At 69.0% G+C, this 13941-nt stretch carries 16 protein-coding genes; 12 read left to right on the plus strand and 4 right to left on the minus strand.

What is annotated here, in order from left to right; genetic code table 11:
• Positions 1-40 precede the first annotated feature (40 nt).
• The 3 genes from FF090_RS01265 to FF090_RS01275 are packed head-to-tail and all read left to right on the plus strand — an operon-like array spanning position 41 to position 3557.
• Positions 41-1555 (plus strand): alpha/beta fold hydrolase, encoded by a 1515-nt coding sequence (locus tag FF090_RS01265; protein WP_138855008.1) that lies wholly within the window; start codon positions 41-43, stop codon positions 1553-1555.
• Positions 1552-2358, plus strand: a complete 807-nt coding sequence (locus tag FF090_RS01270; protein ID WP_138855009.1) for an ABC transporter ATP-binding protein — start codon at positions 1552-1554, stop codon at positions 2356-2358. Before FF090_RS01265 ends, FF090_RS01270 begins: the two co-directional genes overlap by 4 nt.
• Positions 2355-3557: an ABC transporter permease gene (locus FF090_RS01275; protein WP_246071486.1), complete on the plus strand. Its 1203-nt coding sequence runs from the start codon at positions 2355-2357 to the stop codon at positions 3555-3557. Before FF090_RS01270 ends, FF090_RS01275 begins: the two co-directional genes overlap by 4 nt.
• Positions 3558-3627: 70 nt before the next feature.
• Here the strand turns inward: FF090_RS01275 and FF090_RS01280 are convergent, their stop codons facing one another.
• From FF090_RS01280 to FF090_RS01290, 3 genes are read right to left on the minus strand one after another with little or no spacing between them, the layout of a single operon-like run.
• Complete coding sequence (locus tag FF090_RS01280) at positions 3628-3915, minus strand: hypothetical protein (RefSeq protein WP_138855010.1); 288 nt, start codon at positions 3913-3915, stop codon at positions 3628-3630.
• A 55-nt stretch (positions 3916-3970) separates the two neighbouring features.
• Complete coding sequence (locus tag FF090_RS01285; RefSeq protein ID WP_138855011.1) at positions 3971-4246, minus strand: YkgJ family cysteine cluster protein; 276 nt, start codon at positions 4244-4246, stop codon at positions 3971-3973.
• 15 nt (positions 4247-4261) lie between these two features.
• Positions 4262-4918, minus strand: coding sequence for a hypothetical protein (locus FF090_RS01290; protein ID WP_138855012.1), 657 nt, complete (start codon positions 4916-4918; stop codon positions 4262-4264).
• Between the two features lie 278 nt (positions 4919-5196).
• On the opposite strand from FF090_RS01290, the gene FF090_RS01295 reads away from it, so the two are divergent.
• From FF090_RS01295 to FF090_RS01305, 3 genes are read left to right on the plus strand one after another with little or no spacing between them, the layout of a single operon-like run.
• The gene (locus FF090_RS01295) at positions 5197-6018 is read left to right on the plus strand and encodes a DUF2306 domain-containing protein (RefSeq protein ID WP_138855013.1); all 822 of its coding nucleotides are present in this window, start codon (positions 5197-5199) and stop codon (positions 6016-6018) included.
• Positions 6015-6698, plus strand: coding sequence for a hypothetical protein (locus FF090_RS01300; protein ID WP_138855014.1), 684 nt, complete (start codon positions 6015-6017; stop codon positions 6696-6698). The genes FF090_RS01295 and FF090_RS01300 overlap by 4 nt, the downstream gene beginning before the upstream one ends.
• A 7-nt stretch (positions 6699-6705) precedes the next feature.
• The gene (locus FF090_RS01305) at positions 6706-7788 is read left to right on the plus strand and encodes a sensor histidine kinase (protein ID WP_138855015.1); all 1083 of its coding nucleotides are present in this window, start codon (positions 6706-6708) and stop codon (positions 7786-7788) included.
• On the opposite strand, the gene FF090_RS01310 is transcribed toward FF090_RS01305, so the two are convergent.
• On the minus strand, positions 7789-8781 hold the full coding sequence (locus FF090_RS01310; RefSeq protein ID WP_138855016.1) for an extracellular catalytic domain type 1 short-chain-length polyhydroxyalkanoate depolymerase: 993 nt from the start codon (positions 8779-8781) through the stop codon (positions 7789-7791).
• A gap of 281 nt (positions 8782-9062) precedes the next feature.
• Here FF090_RS01310 and FF090_RS01315 point away from each other — a divergent pair, with 281 nt between their 5' ends.
• From FF090_RS01315 to FF090_RS01340, 6 genes are all read left to right on the plus strand, one after another.
• On the plus strand, positions 9063-10076 hold the full coding sequence (locus tag FF090_RS01315) for a tetratricopeptide repeat protein (protein ID WP_138855017.1): 1014 nt from the start codon (positions 9063-9065) through the stop codon (positions 10074-10076).
• Between the two features lie 51 nt (positions 10077-10127).
• Positions 10128-10532 (plus strand): hypothetical protein, encoded by a 405-nt coding sequence (locus FF090_RS01320; RefSeq protein WP_138855018.1) that lies wholly within the window; start codon positions 10128-10130, stop codon positions 10530-10532.
• Between the two features lie 27 nt (positions 10533-10559).
• Positions 10560-11678, plus strand: a complete 1119-nt coding sequence (locus tag FF090_RS01325; protein WP_138855019.1) for a sensor histidine kinase — start codon at positions 10560-10562, stop codon at positions 11676-11678.
• Positions 11675-12472, plus strand: a complete 798-nt coding sequence (locus tag FF090_RS01330; RefSeq protein WP_138855020.1) for a LytR/AlgR family response regulator transcription factor — start codon at positions 11675-11677, stop codon at positions 12470-12472. Before FF090_RS01325 ends, FF090_RS01330 begins: the two co-directional genes overlap by 4 nt.
• A 169-nt stretch (positions 12473-12641) precedes the next feature.
• A complete protein-coding gene (locus FF090_RS01335) occupies positions 12642-13289 on the plus strand; it encodes a hypothetical protein (RefSeq protein ID WP_138855021.1) in 648 nt (215 codons plus the stop codon).
• Positions 13290-13370: 81 nt separating this feature from the next.
• Positions 13371-13877, plus strand: coding sequence for a cupin domain-containing protein (locus tag FF090_RS01340; protein ID WP_138858251.1), 507 nt, complete (start codon positions 13371-13373; stop codon positions 13875-13877).
• Positions 13878-13941: the final 64 nt, after the last annotated feature.

The raw sequence follows: 13941 nt of genomic DNA on the forward strand, positions 1-13941 counted from the left end.
CGCCAACACAATGCGCCCCGTTCCAACTTGGCGATCCACCATGACCTTGTTCAAACCCGTGGCCCTGCTGGTGCTCAGCGCCGGTCTGGCCCTGAGCCCGCAGCCGGCCACAGCAGCCAAAGCCGCGGCCGCCGAGCCGCTGCAGCTCAAGCCCTGCCGTTTGCGCGGCCTGCCCACCGAGGTGCAGTGCGGCACGCTCCAGCGCCCGCTGGACCCCAGCCAGCCGCAGGGCAAGCAGATCGGCCTGCGGGTCGTCGTCATCCCGGCCCTGGCACGCAACAAATTGCCCGATCCGGTGACCTTCCTGGCCGGCGGCCCGGGCCAGTCCATCGTTGAATTGGCCGACACCGTGGCCAGCCGCATGCGCCGCCTCAGCAACCGGCGTGACATCGTCTTGATGGACCAGCGCGGCACCGGCCAGTCGGCGCCCCTGCAATGCGCCGACGACAGCCGCCTGAGCGCCGCCGAGGGCCTGGACAGCGCCGCCCAGCTGCGCCGCCTGGAAGCCTGCCGCGCCGAGCTGGAAAAGCTGCCGCACGGCGACCTGCGCTACTACACGACGACCATCGCCATGCAGGATCTGGACGCCCTGCGCCAGGCCTTGGGCATCCAGCAATGGAATCTGATCGGCGCCAGCTACGGCACGCGCGCCGCGCTGGAGTACCAGCGCCAGTTCCCGCAGGCCGTGCGCCGCAATGTGATCGACGGCGTGGCGCCGCCCGATATGGTGCTGCCGGCCAGCTTCTCCACCGACACCCAGGCTGCCCTCGACGCCCTGCTGGCGCATTGCGCCGCCAGCCCGGGTTGCGAGCAGGCCTTCCCGAAGTTGGCCACCCAGTGGCAGCAGCTGCTGGACGGGCTGCCACGCACCGTGCACTTGGTGAACGGTCGCACCGGCAAGCGCGAGACCCTGACCCTGCAGCGCCAGCATGTGGTGCGCGCGGTGCGCGGTCCGCTGTATGTGCCCATGCTGGCCAGCGGCCTGCCCGCCGCCATCCAGGCCGCCGCGCAGGGTGACTACGACGCCCTGGTCGGTCTGGCCAGCGGCATGGGCGGTGGCCGCAAGGAGCTGCGCCTGGCCATGGGCATGCACTTCTCGGTGGTCTGCGCCGAGGACTTCCCACGGATGGGCCAGAGCACGGACGCCCCGGGCAAGCACTTCGAGCGCCTGGATGCCGAGCTCTATGCCGGCGTGTGCGCCAAGTGGCCGCGCGGCGCCGTGCCGGCCGAGTTCTACAGCGTGCCCAAGGCCCCAAGCGCCACCCTGGTGCTCAGCGGCGGCGCCGACCCCGTGACCCCGCCGCGCCACGGCGAACGCATCACCAAGGCCCTGGGCAGCCTGGCCACGCACGTGGTGGTGCCGGCGGCTGGCCACGGCGTGCTGGCTCTGCCCTGCATGGGCGAGGTGCTGTTCCGCTTCATCAACGCCAAGACCGACGCCGAGGCCCTGAAGGTGGACGCCAGTTGCGCCGCCAAGATGCCCCTGCCTGCGGCCTTCGTGCCCCCCAATCCCGACCTCCCGGAACCCGCCAAGAAAGCGAGCGCCGCGCAATGATCCGCATCGACTCCGTGGCCAAGCGCTTCAAGGCGCCAGCGGCCAAAGCCCAAGGCCTGCAAGCCCTCACCGCCCTCATCAAGAAGCCCGCCCCGAACTGGATTGAGGCGGTGAAGGGTGTCAGTCTGCAGGCCGGCAACGGCCGCATCACCGGCCTGTTGGGCCCCAACGGCGCCGGCAAGACCACCACCCTGCGCATGCTGGGCGGCTTGTTTGCACCCGACAGCGGGCGCATCGAGGTCGATGGCATCGACGTGCAGCAAGACAGCCAGGGCGCGCTGGCCCGCATGGGCATCCTGGGTGACGCCCATGGTCTGTACCCGCGCCTGACCGCCCGCGAAAACATCGTCTACTTCGGCCGCCTGCAGGGCATGACGAAGGACGCCGCCGAGGCCCGCAGCGAGGTCTTGAGCGAGCTGTTGGACCTGAAGCGCGTGATCGACCGCCGCACCGACGGCTTCAGCCAGGGCGAGCGCATGAAGACCGCGCTCGCCCGCGCCCTGGTGCATGACCCCGCCAACATCGTGCTGGACGAACCCACCAACGGCCTGGACGTGCTGGCCACCCGCGCCTTGCGCGAGGCCCTGCGCGTGCTGGCCCGCGAGCAAGGCAAATGCGTGGTGTTCTCCACCCACATCATGCAAGAGGTCGAATACCTCTGCGACGAGGTGGTGGTGGTGAGTCGTGGCGCCTCGGTGGCGCGCGGCACCGTGGCCGAGCTCAAGCAGCAGACCGGCCGCGAGCGCTTCGAGGACGCCTTTGTCGCCCTCGCTTTCCCTGAACTGCAGCAGGAGGCCGCATGACTCAGTTTGCAAATACGCCCCGTGTCATGAGTCCTCTGGGCCAAATCGTCGTCGTCTTCGTCAAAGAACTGATCGACGCGCTGCGCGACCGCCGCACGCTCGGCCGCCTGGCCGTGCCCGCTCTGCTGATGGGCCCGGTGATGTTGATGCTGTTCAGCGGCCTGATCAGTCAGTTTGAGAGCAAGGCCGAGCAACGCGAGGTGGTGGTGCTGGGCATGCCGCACGCGCCCACGCTGCGCAACTTCATCGAGCGCCAGAACTACAGCATCAAGGAGGCCCCGGCCGACTACGAAGCCCAGCTGCGGAGCAGCCAGCTCAGCGACCCCGTGTTGGTCATCCCCGAGACCTTCGAGGCCGAACTGGCGCGCGGCGACAAGCCGGCGCTGGAGGTGGTGACGGACAGCGCCAACAACCGCGCCAGCGCCGGTGCGCGGGTCGTGGTCGCGCTGGTGGAGAGCTTTGGGCGCGAGCGCGCCGCCCTGGGCCTGATGCTGCGCGGCGTGGCCACCGACAGCCTGCGCCCGGTGGACCTGACCGAACGCGACCTGGCCAGCCCCGGTGCCCGCGCCTCGCGCCTGACCGGCATGCTGCCGATGTTCGTCATCATGGCGGTGCTCTATGGCTGCCTGACGGCCGCGCTGGACAGCACCTCGGGCGAGCGCGAACGCGGCTCGCTGGAACCTTTGCTGATGAACCCGGTCAAGCATTTCGGCCTGGTGATGGGTAAGTGGGCCGCGGTGGCCCTGGTGGGGGCGGGCGTGGCGGTGCTGTGCGCGCTCAGCTTCATGCCGGCGCAGCTGCTGCTCAAGAGCGACAGCCTGCAAGCCATGTTCCGCTTCGGCTGGGGCGAGGTGGCCGGCTTCACGCTGGTCCTGCTGCCGCTGTGCGCAGCCCTGGGGGCTCTGCTGATGGCCGTGGCCATCCGCACCAAGACCTTCAAGGAAGCCCAGGCCAGCGCCACGATGGTGATGACGGTGGTGAGCCTGACGCCCATGGTCAGCATCATGAACCCGGGCGGCGACGCACCCTGGTACTTCTGGGTGCCGGGTCTGGGGCAGAACCAGCTGATGATGCTGATCCTCAAGGGTGAGCCGATGCAGCTGATGCAATGGGGCCCGGCCCTGGTGACGGCCGCAGCGCTGACCGCCGCTTGCCTGATCTATGTGGCCCGCCACATGCGCGAGGCGGTGAGCCGCTGATCGGGAATCGGGCCGTCCGATGGACGGCCTCGTGGAAAGAGGGGACCGGTCGCTGGCGACCGGTCCCTTTTTAATTGCGGTGTCGGTCGCGCGCTGCGGCGGCGCGCGCGGCGGCCATGGCTTCGACGGACAAATCCACTTGGGGTGCCTGGGACTGGTCGATCAGCTTTTGGAAGTCGCTGAGCGACATTTCGAGCTCTTCGACCTGCGGCGCGCGCGGCTCCATGTGGACGCGACGTTCGCGCATGCCCACCGGGGGGCCGCGGTCCCGCATGCGGCGCTCACGGCCGCTGCGCCGCTCGGTGGCGGGCCACTGGGAGTCCGGCTGGCCGGAACGGTGCGCCTTGGATTCGCTCATGGGCCCAGGATGACAGCAAACGCCCGACCTGAAAACCCCAATCAGCAGGAGGAAGTCACGGTTTGGTGTGGTCTTCCATCCAGCCCAGCCAGCGCATGGCCTGCTCGCGGCTGTCGCCGCACATCTCGGGGCTGGGCTGCAAGGAGCCGCAAACCGCCGGGCGTTCGGGCCGCCCGAAGAGCCGGCAGCGGTCCTCGTCATCCAGCTGCGCGCAGCGCACCCCGGCAGGCTTGCCATCGGGGTGACCCGGAATGGGCGTGCTGATCGAGGGGGCGATGCAGCAGGCGGCGCAGCGGGGGCGGCAGGCGAAAGGGCTGAGGGCGGCAGACATGCCGCCATGCTGCCATCAAGCCACCGCCGTGCGGCGCGGCCGCCGCAGGCTGCGCCACATCCAATAGGCCAGATGCGCCAGCACGGCCAGGACCGGCAAGGCCAGCAGCACGGTGTGGCGCAGCGCCTCAGGGAAGAGCTTGGCCTGACCGAGGAAAAAGGCCGAAGTGGCCAAATACATCGCCGTCTCCATGCGCCACAAATGCCGCACCAGACGCTGCGAGCGTGTCAGGGCGTTGGCGTGCAGGGCCTTCAGGTCCATCGCCACGCCCAGCAGGGCCAGGGTGCCGAAGGCGGCGTAGATGGGCGCTGGAAACCGATCCAACTGACCACCCGGCCCGGCTTGCAGCGCCCAACCCAGGCCCAGGCCGGCCACGACCAAGCCGAGCCCACTCAAGCCGGCATACAGGCCGCGCGCCTGGGCGACCTCGCGGCGCACGGTCAGCAGCGCGGTGCTGACCAGATAGACCACCAGCAGGCCCGCCACCACCGAGATCCGCACGGGCTTCATCGCCGCCATCAGGGCCCCGCTGCTGCCCATGATGAGCATGGCGATCACGAAGCCCATGCCGGCGCGCTTGTGCGCGGCCGAGCCTTTGGCCGCCGCCATGGCCCAGGCGCCGGCGCCCAGGGCGAGGCCGCCGGCCAACCAATGAAGAATGCTCAAGCCCATGGTGATGGCCTCGGAAGTTTGCGATGCCCGCACTGTCGAGCGCCGGCATCCACGGCGGGGCATCGCTGCGACGAAGCGCGGCCCTCGGCGACCCAGACACGGAGGGCCCGTGTTCAGCGGCTCGCCCCGCGGGGCTGCGGCGCCGCGCCCGTTTCGCTCCCGCGAAATCGTCGTTCGGTCCGCAAGGTCGTGTTTCGTCGCAGGCGCTGTCACTTCGGCGCGGGTGCGCCGCACAGTGCCCCTCACCGCCAAGAACCGCTTGCACTGAAAGGCACTCGATGCAACTGAACCCCACCGCAGGCCTCGCGCCCGCTGCCCCGGCCCGCTGGGACCGAGCCTTGCAATGGAGTGCCCGCAGCTGGATGGCCATTGCCCTGCTCGGCCAGGCCCTGTTCCTGGTTTATGTGATCGTGTTCTATGGCGGCGCAGCCTGGCGCGGCCAGTGGCAGGACTGGAACAAGGTGCTGCCACGCGGCTTCATCCCCGGTGACACCCTGCACAACCTGCTGGTCGGCGGGCATCTGCTGTTCACGGTCTTGATCCTGGCCGGCGGTGCGGTGCAGCTGTGGCCCGCGCTGCGCCGCGCACGGCCGGCCTGGCATCGCTGGAATGGCCGGCTCTATCTGTTCTCGGCCACGGTGCTGGCGCTGGGTGGTCTAGCGATGATCGCGGACGGCTTCAGCGGCCCCAAGCTGGGGCAGCGCCTCGGCATTGCGCTGAACGCGATGCTGATCCTGGTGTGTGCCTGGCAGGCCTGGCGCGCGGCGCGGGCGCGCCGGGTGGACGTGCACCGGCGTTGGGCCATTCGCCTGTGGCTGGTGGTGGCCGGCGTCTGGTTCTTTCGCATCGGGCTGATGCTGTGGATCCTGATCTGGCAGGCCCCGGTGGGCTTCGAGCCCAAGGGCTTCTACGGCCCGACACTGACCGCTCTGGCCTTTGCCCAGACCCTACTGCCGCTGGCCCTGGCCGAGGCCTATTTCCGCGCGCAGCGCAGTGGTCGGCATCGGGCCAAGACCACCGTGGCGCTCGGGCTGGCTGGTGTGTTGACCCTGGCCGGCATTGGCGCGGCCTTTCTGATGCTGTGGAGCCCCCGCCTATGAACCCCACCCCCTTCCGCCGCGCCGCCGCCTGGGCGGCCCTGATGCTGGCCCTGAGTTATCTGCTGGCCTTTGGCCTGCAAGCCACCCTGTTCAACCCGGGCCCGGGCCCGGGCCTGAGCGTGGCGGCGCGCTTTGACTTCCTGCTCCAGCACCAGCGCGCGTTTCAGGCCTGGCTGCTGCTCTATCCGCTGATGGCGCTGATGCTGGCGCCGCTGATCCTTGGGCTGCAGGAGCGACTTCAGCCCCAGGCACCGCAGTGGATGGCGCTGGCTGTGCCGATGGGGTGGATCTGGGTCGCCCTGCTGCTGATCAGCGGCATGGTGGGCGTGCTGGGTGTGGAGCTGGCCGTGCGCCTGAACCAGCAACCCGAGAACCGCGTGCTGGCCCTGGGCCTGGCGCAGGCGACCGGCGTGATCCAGAACGCCCTGGGTGGCGGCAACGAGCTGGTCGGCGGCGTCTGGACCCTGCTGCTGGCGGCCGCCGCGCGGGGTCAGTGGGGCCGTGGCCTGATGGCCCTGAGCGGGCTGATCGGCGTGGCCGGTGTGCTCAGCATCTGGCCGCCTTTTGCCGATGCGGTGATGGTGTTCGGGCTGGGCCAGATCCTGTGGTTCGGGGCCGTGGCGCAGTGGCTGTGGTGTCCGGGCCCGCAACGGGGGCTTGCGGCGGCTTCGGTATCGTGACGCCCCCATGAGTCTTGGAAGCCCATTGGCCCCCAAAGCGCGCGGCTGGCGCGTCCTGTTCGGCTGGCGCCGCTTGCGCACCACCGGCCTGGTCTGCACCGCGGTGGCATCGCTGTTCAGCCTGGGCTGGGAGTCCAGCCTGCCCAGCCTGTGGGCGCGCATCTTTTTCATCGGCCTGTGCCTGATGCTGATCTACGGCCTGTTCGAGCAATGGCCGCGCCGCCTGCCGCCCTGGCTGGCGCGCTGGGCCCTGCAGGTGGTGATGGTGGGCTTGGCCGTGCCTTTCATCGTTTTCTTCATCTACTGGGCCAGCACCGACCCCGGCGCCCCGCCTTTCTACAAGGTGGGTAAACGCCTGAGTGGCGCCTTCATCATGATGGTGTTCGGTGTGCTGCTGGCGCCCTGGGTGGCGCTGTCGGCCCTGGTCAAGCAGCGCGAGGCCTGGGTCAGCGAGCAGGCGCTGGCCTTTGAGCTGGAGCGCAGCGAGCTGGCGCGCCAGGCGCTCGATGCCCGCATGCGTTTGCTCAGCGCCCAGGTGCAGCCGCATTTCCTCTTCAACACCCTGGCCAATGTGCAGGCCCTGGTCGAGACCGGCAGCCCGCGCGCGCCGACCGTGCTGCAAAGCCTGATCGATTACCTGCGCGCCGCCGTGCCGCGCCTGAACGACGCCGGCGCCACCCTGGGCCAGGAGCTGGAGCGGGTGCGCGCCTACCTGGCGCTGATGCACCTGCGCATGCCGGATCGACTGGACTTCAGGGTCGAAGCCGAGCCCGGCGTGGAGGCGCTGCGCTGCCCGCCGCTGAGCCTGATGACCCTGGTGGAAAACGCCGTGCGCCATGGCATCGACCCAAGCGAAGAAGGCGGCCAGATCCGCATCCACGCCGCCCAGCGCGCCGGCCGCTGTTTTTTGAGCGTGCGCGACACCGGTGTGGGCCTGCAGGCCACCGGGCGCAGCCTGGGCACCGGCCTGGCCGCGCTGAAGGAACGCCTGCAGCTGGTGTTCAACGGCGATGCCCAGGTGAGCCTGCGTGAGGTGCAACCCCACGGGGTGTGCGTCGAGCTGGAGTTCCCCGCGGAGCCGGCGCGCTAGTTACCGCGACTGCTGCTCGAAGAAGGCCCAGATCATCTCCGGCCCATTGGGCTCGGTGGGCGCAGGCCCGAGCAGGCGCGGGCGGGCGGCCCAGGGCTGGGGCAGCACATGGCCGGCGCCGTGCAGGGTGGTCAGCTGCACCTGGGGGCGGCCCGCGGCGCCGAGCCAACGTGCGTGCTCGACGCGCCAGCCGCCGGCGGTCTGTGTGGACTGGATCTGCGGCGGGGCTTGGAGCTGCTGCCGATCCGCAAAGTACTGGGCCGAGTCCATCGAGGAGATCACCGCACCGCCCTTGTAGAACAGGCCCAGCAGGTTGATCTCGCCGCCGGCATAGGGCACCAGCGGGTCGGCCGTGCCGTTCATGATCAACAGGGGCGGGGTGGTGCCGGCCTGCGCGACCGGCTTGCACTGAAAGTTCTGCGGCGCCGGCACATTGGCCAGCGCGGCGGCCACGGCGCGGTAGCGCTGGGGGTCTTCCAGCGCCAGGCGCATGGCCATCGAGCCGCCGTTGGACACGCCGGCCACGAACACCCGGCGCGGGTCCAGCCCGTGCTCGGCCACTTGCTGGTCCACCAGGGCCGCCAGAAAGCCCACCTCGTCGGCGCGCACACCGTTCAACTCGGTGTCGCCGATGGAACTGCAATCGTTCCAGTCAAAGGCAAAGGACTTCGGATAGAGCACGGCAAAGCCATGCTGCTCGGCCAGGCGCTCAAAGCCATAGCCGGTGCTGGCGCGCAAGGCCTGCGGCCCCTCGCCCGAGCCATGCAGGGCCAGCAGCAGCGGCGCGTCCGGGGGCAGGCCCTTGGGCCGGTAGAGGCGGTAGTGGCGGGTCTGCCCGGCCACGCGGATCTCGCCCTTGCTCAGGGTGCCGGAGAGCGCCGGGAGTTCGGGCGTGGGCGTGTAGACAAAGTAGGCCAGCAGGGCCGCCAACACCGCCAGCAGCCCGAGCAGGGCCAGCAGCACGCGCAGTAGAAGTCGCAGGGGTCTATTCATGAAGGGCTCGATTCGATCAGGTCGCCACTGTGCCCCCTGCGCCGGCGGCCCCAGGCGGGCAAAGGACGAAGCACCGCCGAGCCGGCGCCAAGCACGCTGCGGGCGGATCAAGCGCACCGGCCGCCGCCCGGCCGGAATTTGGCCCTTTCGTCCTGCCCAGCCGTGCCTGGAATCCCGCAACCCGCCTTCGGTCTGAGGCGCCACCCCGGCAGGACACCCGACTCAAACAATGGCCTCGCCGTCTGAACTTTCAGACCCCTCACGCCGCCTCAGGACCCCCCATGCGTCTCGCCTCTCCCCGCCCCCTCGTCATTGCCCTGGCCGCCCTGCTGCTGTGCGCCACACCCACCCAGGCCGCCGTGTTCAAAGACGCCCAGCTCGAAGCCTTGAACGCCACCGGCCAGTTCGCCGAACTGGAGCCACTGGCCCAGGCGCGGCTGAAGGCCAATGCCGCCGATGCCGAGGCCAGCGCCGCGCTGGCCCTGGCGCTCAGCCTGCTGGACCCGGCCGACGCCCGCCGCCTGGAGGCCGGCGCCGCGCAGGCCCAGCGCTGTACCGAGCAGCATCCCAACGAGGCGGTCTGCCACCTCGCCAAGGCGCAGAACCTGGGGCAGCAGATGCTCAATATGGGCATGGTCAAGGCCCTGCGCAGCGTCGGTGCGCTGAAAGAGATCTGGACGCGCACGCTGGAGCTGGAACCCACCAGCTTCACCGCCCGCGTGCAACTGGCCAAGCTCTATGTGACCGTGCCCGGCATGATGGGCGGCAGCCTGGCCAAGGCCAAGGCACTGGAGGCTGCCGTGCGCAGCAGCCAGCCCGAGACGGCGCGCATCATCCGCGTCTTCATCGCCGCTGAAGGCAAGCAGTGGGGCGAGATGGAGCGCGAGCTGCAGCCCCTGCGCGGCAGCAAAGACGCCGCCCTGCAGGAGCAGGTGCGCGAAGCCACCCTGCAACTCGCGCTGGTCTATCTGAATGACGGCAGGGACCTGGCCAAGGCCAAGAGCCTTTATGAGGGCCTGCTGCGCGAGCAACCGACCCACGCCGCCGGCAGCTACGGCCTGGGCCGCGTGCAGGTCGCGCTGGGCCAGCCGGACGAAGGCGTGCGCCTGCTGGAACGGGCCCGCAGCCTCAGCGGCGCCGCTGACCTCCCCATCGACCACCGTCTGGGCGAGGCCTATCTGGCCCAGGGCGACAAGGCCCAGGCCAAGACCGCCTGGGAGCGCTACCTCACCAACAAGCGCGCCAAGCCGGCCAATCTGGACGATGTGCGCAAGCGCCTGGCCCAGCTGACCTAACCCGGCTGAAGCGCTTCAAGTGGCTGAGTCGACCAAAACGAGAACCCCGATATGAACGAAGTCCCCCTCTGGCGCCTGAACCTGCTGCGCGCCTTCTATCTGCTGATCACTGTGGGCCTGGCCCTCACCTGGGGCCCCAGCATGGCGGCGCACACCGACGCCTGGGCGCAGCGCAACGGGGTACTCGGCTCGCTGATGCTCGGTGTGTCCGTCGTCTCGCTCCTCGGGCTGCGCTACCCCTTGCATATGTTGCCGCTGCTGATCTGGGAGCTGAGCTGGAAGACCATCTGGGTCGCGGTCATTGGCATCCCGCTGTGGCTGAACAACGCCCTCACACCGGGTGTGGAGGCGAACTTCCTGGCTTGCTTGATGGGCGTGGTGCTGACGCCGCTGGTGCTGCCCTGGCGCTACATCGTGCATCACTACTTTCGCCAACCGGCCGAGCGCTGGCGCTGAAGCCGACGCACCCGGGTACGCTGCCGCATGAGTTCCAACCCCGCCGCTCAGCTCAACGCCGCCCCTTCCCCCACCGGCTGGCGTGCCCTGCTCGGTTGGCGGCGGGTGCGCACGGTGGGCATCGTTTGCGCGCTCTTCATCCTGCTGTTCAGCTTCGGCTGGGAGCCCGCCCTGTGGAAGCTGGTGGCGCGGGTGTTCGGCGTCGGTCTGGTGCTGATGCTCGTCTTCGGCCTGTTCGAGCTGTGGCCGCGCCGCCTGCCCGCCTGGCTGCCGCGCTGGGTGCTGCAGGTGGTGGCCGTGGGGGTGGCGGTGCCGCTGGCCCTCTTCGTCGCCTTCTGGCTGACCGACCCGGCGGGCGCCGCGCCGTTCTGGCAGACCAAGCGCCTGCAGGGCTATATGACCTTCACCTTCCTGGGCATGCTGGTGGCGCCCTGGGCGGCGCTGGCCGCGCTGCTGCGCCAGCGCGAGGCCAAAGTGGAAAAGCAAGCCATTGATTTCGAGCTGGAGCGCAGTGAGATGGCCCGCCAGGCGCTGGAGGCGCGCATGCGCCTGCTCACCGCGCAGGCCCAGCCGCACTTCCTTTTCAACACCCTGGCCAATGTGCAGGCCCTGGTGGAAACCGGCAGCCCGCGCGCCCCGCAGCTGCTGCAGGCCCTGACCGACTACCTGCGCGCCGCTGTGCCGCGCCTGGACGGCGCCGCCAACACCCTGGGCCAGGAGCTGGAGCTGGTGCGCGCCTACCTGGAGCTGATGCAGATGCGCATGCCCGACCGCCTGGCCTTTGCCCTGCATGTGCAGCCCGGCCTGCAGGGCCTGCGCTGCCCGCCCATGACCCTGCTGACCCTTGTGGAGAATGCCGTGCAGCATGGCATCGACCCGAGCGAGGAGGGCGGCCGCATCGACGTCCTTGCCGAGCGGCTTGAAGGAGAGGCCGGGAAAGACGGCCGCTGCCGCTTGCGCGTGGTGGACACCGGCATCGGCCTGCAGGCCAGCGGCGGCGGCCTGGGTACCGGGCTGGCCGCGCTGCGCGAACGTCTGCTCTGGGCCTATGGCGGCAGCGCCACCCTGGGCCTGCAAGAGGTCCACCCGCACGGCATCCAAGCCACGATCGAGTTCACGCCCCATTCAGACGCCACGCGCCCATGAACCCCACCGCCCTGATCGCCGACGACGAACCCCTGCTGCGCGAACTGCTGGAGGCCCGCCTGGCCAAGGCCTGGCCCGAACTGCAGATCGTGGCCCAGGCGCGCAACGGCCGCCAGGCCGTCGAGCTGTTCGAGCAGCTCAAACCGCAGATCTGCTTTCTGGACGTGCACATGCCCGGCCTCTCGGGCGTGGAGGCCGCGCGCGTCATCGGCCGGCGCGCGCACCTGGTGTTCGTCACCGCCTACGACCAATACGCACTCGAAGCCTTCGAGCACGGTGTGCTGGACTATCTGGTCAAGCCCGTGACCCCCGCCCGCCTGGCCGAGACCGTGCAGCGCCTGAAAGACCGCATGCAGGCCGCCCAACCCGCCGTGCACAGCGAGGCCCTGCTGCAGCAGCTCGCCCAGCATCTGCAGCGCGCCCAAGGCGCCCCCGCCGCCACCGAGCGCCTGCGCTGGGTGCGCGCCAGCGTCGGCCAGGGCCTGGTGATGATCCCGGTCGAGACCATCGACTACCTGAAGGCCGACAGCAAATACACCCTGGTGGCCTACCGCGACAGCAACGACCCCAGCGGCAAGCCCGCCGAGGCCCTGATCCGCCTGCCGCTCAAAGAGCTATTGGCCCAGCTCGACCCGGCCGAGTTCGCCCAGGTGCACCGCTCCGTTGTCGTGAACCTGCGCGCCATCCGCCGCGTGCAGCGCAACGACAACGAGACCGCCGACATCGAACTCAAAAGCCGCAGCGAGCGGCTGCCGGTGAGCCGCAGCTATTTGCATCTGTTCCGGGAGATGTAAGGTGGGGCGTTGCCGCTGCGCTGCAGAAGCCCCACGGAAGGCCCTGAGCCGTCTCGACTAGGATTTCTGCTCGACCGCAGCGGACCGACCCAGAAGCCGAAGAGCTCGTCACAAAGGCGCCGATTTCCACGGGTCTTGCAAGTCGCATGCGGCAGATCAGGGGGAATCGTTGCTGATAAAAAAATTTTCTCGAACCTTGCTGCCAAGCTGGTGGTTCGTGGTCGCCTCAGCGGAGCACGCAGGACTTCAAGTGCCCCAAAGACAAATTCCCTCACCGATCGTCGTAACGCTCGGCGTCTATGCCCTTTGTGGAATCGTTTTATCAAGGGTAGTCGGCGACGAATTCATCGCCAGTTATCAGCTCCATCCTGCACTGATGGCACCCATGCTCGGGTTCCCTGCGATCGTCGTTGGTGCATGGATTACTCGCCGCCTCAGGGAAGCGCGCGGGCTCTCGTCCGGCGTATTGGGCCTTGCTGCCTTCATCTTGTTCAGCGGCACAGTTGCGGGCCTCTTGTTCCTCGCAGCCCAGGGATGGGTTGCACTGACCAGTACCTTGCTCTCTCAGAGGCCAGCAGTCCTGAAGTTAACCGTCCTCTCTGTGCGCCGTTGGGAATCCCGCCGATCGGTGTGCCAGCAGTATCTGGAGTTGCAGCACGGCCGCGCCACTGAAAACCTGTGCGCCGACGATTTCCCCCTGAGCGGCAAATTGATTGCGGGCAGGCAGGTCGAATTTGTCGGAGTCGCATCTCCAGTGGGTTTCCACGTTCAAGGGCTCCGAAACCCCATGGACGCCGACCAGTCCTTCAAACATTGAACAACGACGCCTGGCAAGACGCTTCAATTGCCTAAGCACCATCCTCAGTCTCGGTGTCGAAGTCATTTCTCCATGGCCCCCATGCCCCACCCCATCGCCAACCTCAACGACCTCGAATTCGATGACCTCGAGGACAACGGCGTCTACACCTCGCGGCGCGCGCTGTTCAGCGCCGCCATCGGGGCACGCAAGCTGGGCTACAACCTGACCGAGCTGCCGCCGGGCAAGGCGCAGTGCCCGTTTCATGCGCACCGCGAGGAAGAGGAGATGTTCCTGATCCTGGAGGGCGAGGGGGAGTTGCGCTTCGGCGCGGAGCGCTTCCCGCTGCGGGTGCATGACGTTGTGGCCTGCCCCACGGGCGGGCCGGAGGTGGCGCACCAGATCATCAACACGGGCAGCACCCCTCTGCGCTATCTGTCGCTCTCGACGCTGGCAGACACCGAGGTGTGCGAGTACCCGGACTCCGACAAGATCGGCGTCTACTCCAGCGAGCCCGGGGCGCCCCGGCTGCGCAAGCTCTTCCACGCCGAGGCCGATGTGGACTACTACGACCGCGAGCGCCTGGATGCGCCCGGCCGCGCGGCCTGACCCCGAAGGACTTCACACTTCAACCTGAACTCGGAGCGCTGCTCTGGCGCGAGATCGGACCTGC

Source organism: Inhella inkyongensis, from assembly GCF_005952805.1.
GTDB lineage: Bacteria > Pseudomonadota > Gammaproteobacteria > Burkholderiales > Burkholderiaceae_C > Inhella > Inhella inkyongensis.

What these genes read in the sequence shown, in the direction of transcription:
- FF090_RS01330 (WP_138855020.1), top strand. Translation starts at nt 11,675, where the DNA reads ATGAACCCCACCGCCCTGATCGCCGACGACGAACCCCTGCTGCGCGAA.
- FF090_RS01310 (WP_138855016.1), bottom strand. Translation starts at nt 8,781, where the DNA reads ATGAATAGACCCCTGCGACTTCTACTGCGCGTGCTGCTGGCCCTGCTC.
- FF090_RS01265 (WP_138855008.1), top strand. Translation starts at nt 41, where the DNA reads ATGACCTTGTTCAAACCCGTGGCCCTGCTGGTGCTCAGCGCCGGTCTG.
- FF090_RS01270 (WP_138855009.1), top strand. Translation starts at nt 1,552, where the DNA reads ATGATCCGCATCGACTCCGTGGCCAAGCGCTTCAAGGCGCCAGCGGCC.
- FF090_RS01275 (WP_246071486.1), top strand. Translation starts at nt 2,355, where the DNA reads ATGACTCAGTTTGCAAATACGCCCCGTGTCATGAGTCCTCTGGGCCAA.
- FF090_RS01340 (WP_138858251.1), top strand. Translation starts at nt 13,371, where the DNA reads ATGCCCCACCCCATCGCCAACCTCAACGACCTCGAATTCGATGACCTC.
- FF090_RS01320 (WP_138855018.1), top strand. Translation starts at nt 10,128, where the DNA reads ATGAACGAAGTCCCCCTCTGGCGCCTGAACCTGCTGCGCGCCTTCTAT.
- FF090_RS01285 (WP_138855011.1), bottom strand. Translation starts at nt 4,246, where the DNA reads ATGTCTGCCGCCCTCAGCCCTTTCGCCTGCCGCCCCCGCTGCGCCGCC.
- FF090_RS01290 (WP_138855012.1), bottom strand. Translation starts at nt 4,918, where the DNA reads ATGGGCTTGAGCATTCTTCATTGGTTGGCCGGCGGCCTCGCCCTGGGC.
- FF090_RS01280 (WP_138855010.1), bottom strand. Translation starts at nt 3,915, where the DNA reads ATGAGCGAATCCAAGGCGCACCGTTCCGGCCAGCCGGACTCCCAGTGG.
- FF090_RS01305 (WP_138855015.1), top strand. Translation starts at nt 6,706, where the DNA reads ATGAGTCTTGGAAGCCCATTGGCCCCCAAAGCGCGCGGCTGGCGCGTC.
- FF090_RS01325 (WP_138855019.1), top strand. Translation starts at nt 10,560, where the DNA reads ATGAGTTCCAACCCCGCCGCTCAGCTCAACGCCGCCCCTTCCCCCACC.
- FF090_RS01295 (WP_138855013.1), top strand. Translation starts at nt 5,197, where the DNA reads ATGCAACTGAACCCCACCGCAGGCCTCGCGCCCGCTGCCCCGGCCCGC.
- FF090_RS01300 (WP_138855014.1), top strand. Translation starts at nt 6,015, where the DNA reads ATGAACCCCACCCCCTTCCGCCGCGCCGCCGCCTGGGCGGCCCTGATG.
- FF090_RS01315 (WP_138855017.1), top strand. Translation starts at nt 9,063, where the DNA reads ATGCGTCTCGCCTCTCCCCGCCCCCTCGTCATTGCCCTGGCCGCCCTG.